A 5,485-nucleotide genomic window follows, 5' to 3' on the forward strand; every position below is an offset into this window, starting at 1 on the left:
CGGACCACGAAGGCCTTGCCGACCTCGCCGAGGCGGGCGTCCGGGACGCCGATGACCGCCACGTCGGCCACGTCGGGGTGCAGGCCCAGGAGTTGTTCTATCTCCGCCGGGTACGCGTTGAAGCCGCCGACTATGAACATGTCCTTCAGGCGGTCGGTGATGCGCAGGTTGCCGGAGTCGTCCAGGATCCCGACGTCCCCGGTCCGCAGCCAGCCGTCCGCCGTCATCGTCTCCGCCGTCGCCGCCTCGTCCTCGTAGTAGCCCCGCATGACGTTGAAGCCGCGGACCAGCACCTCGCCGGGCTGTCCCGGTGCCGCGTCCACCCGCACCTCCGTTCCGGGTATCGCGCGGCCGGACGTCGACGCGATCACCGTGGGATCGTCCCCGCGGCGGCACATCGTGACGATGCCGCTCGCCTCCGACAGGCCGTACGCCGTCAGGACGGTGTCCACGTTCAGTTCGCCGCGCAGGCGTTCCACCAGCCGCAGCGGCACCACCGCCGCGCCCGTCACCACCAGGCGCAGCGCCGAGAGGTCGTGCGCGTCCCGGGCCGGGTGGTCGAGGAGCGACTGGTGCAGGGTCGGCGGACCCGGCAGGACCGACACCCGCTCCGCCGCTATGTTCGCGAGCGCCGTGTCCACGTTGAAGACCGGCTGCGGGATCATCGTCGCGCCGCGCATCAGGCACGCGATCACCCCGGCCTTGTAGCCGAAGGTGTGGAAGAAGGGGTTCACGATCAGATAGCGGTCGGACGAGCGCAGTCCCGCCAGGTCCGCCCAGATCTCGTACGCCCTCAGCGTCTGCGCGTGAGTGATCGTCGCGCCCTTCGCGCGGCCCGTCGTACCCGACGTGAAGACGATGTCCGAGAGGGAGGAGCCGTCCACCTCGCCCGCCCGGCGCCGCACTTCCGCGGCGCCGACGCCCTCCCCCGCCGCCAGGAAGTCCTTCCAGGTCCGGAAGTCGGCCGGGGCGTCGTCGGCCAGGACGACCACCTGCTCCAGTGCCGGAAGCCCGCGCAGGGGACCCGCTCCGTCCCCGTCCCCCGCCGCGCGGCGCAGCGACGCCACGTACGACGTGCCCAGGAACGTGCCCGTCACGAACAGGAGCCGGACTCCGCTGCGGCGCAGCACGTCCGCCGCCTCCGTCCCCTTGAACCGGGTGTTCAGCGGAACCAGGACCGCGCCCGCCGACACCGCCCCGAGCGCCGAGACGATCCAGTCCAGGGAGTTGGGCGCCCAGATCGCCACCCGGTCGCCGACCTCCAGCCCGCTCGCGACGCAGGCCGCCGCCGCGCGCTCCACCCGCGCGCCCAGTTCCGCGTACGAGATCCTGGTACGGCCCTCCACCACCGCCTCGGCGTCCGCGTGCCGCTCCGCCGCCGACCGGACCAGGCCCGGGATGCTGCCCCATTCCATGTCACCGCGCACGACCAACCAGCCCCTCCGCAATGCATAGCTGACTGTCCGTCAGATTAGCTGTAGCCTGACGGGCTGTCAGCAGCTGGAGAGCGTCCCGGAGGTGCGCAGGGCATGGGAAGTTCAGGGCTCAAGGACGCCACCGCCATCGTCGGCATAGGCCAGACGGCCTTCGCCAAACGCCTGCCGGAGGACGAGAGGACCCTCGCCTGCCGTGCGGTTCTCGCCGCCCTCGACGACGCCGGGATCGACCCCGGTGAGGTCGACGCCCTCGCCTCCTTCACCATGGAGGAGACGGAGGAGGTCGAGCTCGCCAAGGCCGTCGGTTTCGGGGACCTCACGTTCTTCAGCAAGGTCGGGTACGGGGGCGGCGGCTCCTGCGCCACCGTCGCACACCTCGCCGCCGCCATCGCGAGCGGGCAGGCCACCGTGGGCGTCGCCTGGCGGTCCCGGAAGCGGGGCAGCGGCCCGCGGCCGTGGACCAACACCGCCGTGCAGCTGCCCACGCCCGCCCAGTGGACCCGGCCCTTCGGGCTCCTGCGGCCGGTCGACGAGATCGCGATGCTCGCCCGTCGCTACATGCACGAGTACGGCGCGACCAGGGATCATCTCTTCAACGTCGCCCTCGCCTGCCGGAACCGGGCCAACCAGAACCCGGACGCGATCATGTACGAACGGCCGCTGACCCGCGAGATGTACATGACCTCCCGGTGGATCAGTGAGCCGCTCTGCCTCTTCGACAACTGCCTGGAGACGGACGGCGCCCTGGCGTGTGTGGTCGTCTCCGCCGAGCGGGCGCGGGACTGCCGGCAGGCGCCCGTGTACGTCCACTCCGCCGCCCAGGGGCTGCCCGCCCAGCACCACGGCATGGTGAACTACTGGAACGACGACCCCCTCACCGGCCCGGCCTGGACCGCCGCCCGCCATCTGTGGAAGCACGCCGACCTCACGCCCGAGGACGTGGACGTCGCCCAGATTTACGACGCGTTCACCCCGCTGATCCCGCTGTCGCTGGAGGGCTACGGCTTCTGCGGGCGGGGTGAGGGCGGGGCGTTCACCGAGGGGGGCGCCCTGGAGATCGGCGGGCGGCTGCCGCTCAACACGGGCGGAGGCGGGCTCTCCGAGGCGTACGTGCACGGCTTCAACCTCATCAACGAGGGCGTGAAGCAACTGCGCGGGACCAGCACCGCCCAGGTCCCGCAGGCCTCCACCTGCCTGGTCACCGCGGGCGAGGGGGTTCCCACGTCCGCTCTGCTGCTGAGGAGCTGATCCCCCGTGCTGTCTCCCGTCACCGACTCCGACGGTGCCCCCTTCTGGGAGTACGCCGCCCGGGGCGAGTTGCGCGTCCAGACCTGCGGCGACTGTGGCGAGCCCCGCTTCCCGCCCCGGCCCTGCTGCCCGTACTGCCGGTCCTTCGTGAGCGAGTGGCGGAAGACGGAAGGGCGCGGACGCATCTGGTCGTACGTCCGTCCCCATCCGCCGCTGCTGCCCGACTACGCCGCGCTGGCGCCGTACAACGTCGTCCTCGTCGAGCTCGACGAGCTGCCCCGGATACGGCTCGTGGGCAGTCTCGTCAGCGAGGCCGGGGCGGCGCTCGACTCCGTCGCGGAGAGCCGGGTCCGGATCGGCGCACGGGTGCAGGCGGTGTTCGATCCCGTAGGCGGGCTGCCGCAGTGGATCCTGGAGCGGCCATGAGCGGCACCCTGAGCGTCAGCGCCGACAAGGACACCGGAGTCGCCGTCGTCACCCTCGACCGGCCGGAACGGCTCAACGCCATCGATCTGGCCATGGCGAGGGAACTCGCCGACACCTGGCGCGGACTGAGGTTCGACGACGAGGTGCGGGCCGTCGTGCTCACCGGTGCCGGGGAGCGGGCCTTCAGCACCGGTCTGGACCGGGACGCCGTGGTGCCCCAGCCCTCGTCGCCGTACATGCAGGACGATCCGCTGATCGCGATCGGCCCGAAGACGAACGACCTGTGGAAGCCCGTCGTCGCCGCCGTGCGCGGAATGGCCTGCGGGGGCGCCTTCTATCTGCTCGGGGAGTCGGACTTCGTCGTCGCCGACAGCACCGCCGCCTTCTTCGACCCGCACACGACGTACGGCATGGTCAGCGCGTACGAGTCGCTGCTGATGGCACAGCGCATGCCGTACGGGGAGGTCGCGCGGATGGTGCTGATGGGCAACGCCGAGCGGATCGGGGCCCGGCGGGCCCACGAGATCGGGCTCGTCTCCGAAGTCACCGAGCCCGGCGGGGCGTTGGCGGCGGCCGTACGCTGTGCGACCGTCATCGCCGGGCACCCGCCGGAGGCCGTGCAGGGCACGGTACGGGCGCTGTGGGCGGCCGGGGAGGCGGCGCGGGCGCAGGGATACGCGCAGGCGCCGCATCTGATCGCGCTGGGGAACCTGCCGGGCGAGCGGCAGGCGGAGCTGTTCGCCGGGCGGGGACGGCAGGACTTCCGTACCCGCTGACGTCACGGGGTGCGAGCGCCGGACACGGGGCGTAGCGTCTGCAGTGAGCGGAGCGGAACGCTGTGCTCCCAGGAACGACGGCCGCCGTCCACAGCCCCTTCCGTGCGACTACTGGTACGACGGCCGTCCCCGTGCTCCACCGCTCAGGTCGTGCGCGCGGTGCCCGTCCCCTTCTCCGCGTCCAGGGCGTAGACGCAGCGGTCCTTGCTGCACGCGTACACGACCCCGTCCTTCACCACGGGTGATCCGGTGATCTCGCCGCCGGTGGCCAGCTTCCATCTCAGCCGGCCGTCGTCGGCCTTGAGGGTGTAGAGCAGGTGGTCGGTGGAGCCGAAGTGGATGCGCCCCTCGGCGACCGCCGGAGCGCCCACGATGTCGCCGCCGGACTGGAAGCGCCACTTGGGGGTGCCGGTGACCGCGTCCAGGGTGTAGAGGCCCTTGCCGCTACCGACGTGGACGTGGCCCGCGGCCACCAGGACCGGCTCGACGGAGGCGCGGGCCTCGGTCGCGATGCGCCAGCGGTCCCGGCCGTCGGTGGCGTCGAGGGCGTACACCGTGCCCAGGTAGTCGGCGAGGTAGATGCCGCCGCCGGTGACCGCGGGGCCGGGGACGAAGGCGGGCGGGCTGAGGAAGACCGCCGGGGCCTCGAAGTGCCAGCGCACCATGCCGCCCGCCACATCGACCGCCAGCACGCGGCTGCCGGCCGAGACGTAGACGTAGCCGTCGGGCGCGTGGGTGATCCGGAGGGGGACTCCGCCGCAGGACGCCGCGTCGCCGATCGGGTACGACCAGCGCTCCTCGCCCGTGCGGGCCTCCAGGGCGCGCAGCCGGGCGTCCTGCCAGACGTAGACCGTGCCGTCGTGGACGGCGGGCCCGGCCTCGGGGGACTCGAAGTCGGTCTGGCAGCCGGTGATCTCCCACAGTTTCTGCCCGGTGGAGGCCTCCCACGCCTGGACGCCGCCGCCGCGGGTGCCGGTGACGACCGTGCCCCGGTCGGCGTGCAGGGAGTACACCCAGGCCTCGGTGGACAGCCGCCACAGGTCACCGCCCTCGCGGGCCTCCAGGGCGAACAGGGTGGGGCCGTCGGAGGCATGGATACGGCCGTCCGCGACCGCCATCGACCAGGCCACGTCCCGGGTCTTGAAGCGGCGGCGGCCGGTGGCCACGTCCAGGGCGTGCACCTCGAAGGAGGTGACGTAGACGAGGTCGCCGTCGACGGACGGGGTGCCCCAGACGTCGTTGGACATGCGGAAGCGCCAGGGGCGCCAGCCGGCCGCCGTCTCCGGGGCCACGGGCGGGGCCGCCGGTACGGCGGGGTCGGCGCCGTTGACGCCGGGGCGGGGGCGGGACCAGTTGGCCACCAGTCCGGCTTCCGGCGGGGGTGCCTTGACGGCGGCCGCGCGGGCGTCGGCGACGCGCGGGCCGGGACCGATGGGCACCTGCGCCCCGGCCAGCCGGACGGGGCCGGTGTCGGGCGCTCCCACGGGCGCGCCGACCGGGACGGGCGGGGCCGGGACCACCGGGTCGTGCGGGGGCGGGGGCGGCACCCCGGGTCCGCCGCGTCCGCCGCTGCGCGGGCCGACGGGCGCGGGCTTGGCC

Annotated in this window: 5 protein-coding genes; 3 read left to right on the forward strand and 2 right to left on the reverse strand. The window is 73.2% G+C overall.

All coding sequences use genetic code 11. The annotated features are described in order from the left end of the window. Positions 1 to 1,427, reverse strand: a 1,427-nt coding sequence (locus tag ACFW2E_RS36720; RefSeq protein WP_384473317.1) for a FadD3 family acyl-CoA ligase, incomplete at its 3' end; no start/stop codon positions are given. 102 nt (positions 1,428 to 1,529) lie between these two features. On the opposite strand from ACFW2E_RS36720, the gene ACFW2E_RS36725 reads away from it, so the two are divergent. From ACFW2E_RS36725 to ACFW2E_RS36735, 3 genes are read left to right on the forward strand one after another with little or no spacing between them, the layout of a single operon-like run. Then, entirely contained in the window at positions 1,530 to 2,684 is a 1,155-nt protein-coding gene (locus tag ACFW2E_RS36725; RefSeq protein ID WP_384473320.1) for a lipid-transfer protein, read from the forward strand. Positions 2,685 to 2,690: 6 nt separating this feature from the next. Further along, positions 2,691 to 3,110: a Zn-ribbon domain-containing OB-fold protein gene (locus tag ACFW2E_RS36730; protein WP_384473323.1), complete on the forward strand. Its 420-nt coding sequence runs from the start codon at positions 2,691 to 2,693 to the stop codon at positions 3,108 to 3,110. Next, positions 3,107 to 3,886: an enoyl-CoA hydratase/isomerase family protein gene (locus ACFW2E_RS36735; protein ID WP_384473326.1), complete on the forward strand. Its 780-nt coding sequence runs from the start codon at positions 3,107 to 3,109 to the stop codon at positions 3,884 to 3,886. The genes ACFW2E_RS36730 and ACFW2E_RS36735 overlap by 4 nt, the downstream gene beginning before the upstream one ends. Before the next feature lie 143 nt (positions 3,887 to 4,029). On the opposite strand, the gene ACFW2E_RS36740 is transcribed toward ACFW2E_RS36735, so the two are convergent. Continuing rightward, positions 4,030 to 5,485 (reverse strand): PQQ-binding-like beta-propeller repeat protein (locus tag ACFW2E_RS36740; protein WP_384473328.1); only part of this gene is annotated, 1,456 nt, incomplete at its 5' end.

The organism is Streptomyces sp. NPDC058964 (genome assembly GCF_042741275.1).
In the GTDB taxonomy this organism is placed as follows: domain Bacteria; phylum Actinomycetota; class Actinomycetes; order Streptomycetales; family Streptomycetaceae; genus Streptomyces.

Bases quoted from the DNA above. Each gene is read 5' to 3' on its own strand.
- ACFW2E_RS36725 (WP_384473320.1), top strand. From the start codon at position 1,530: ATGGGAAGTTCAGGGCTCAAGGACGCCACCGCCATCGTCGGCATAGGC.
- ACFW2E_RS36735 (WP_384473326.1), top strand. From the start codon at position 3,107: ATGAGCGGCACCCTGAGCGTCAGCGCCGACAAGGACACCGGAGTCGCC.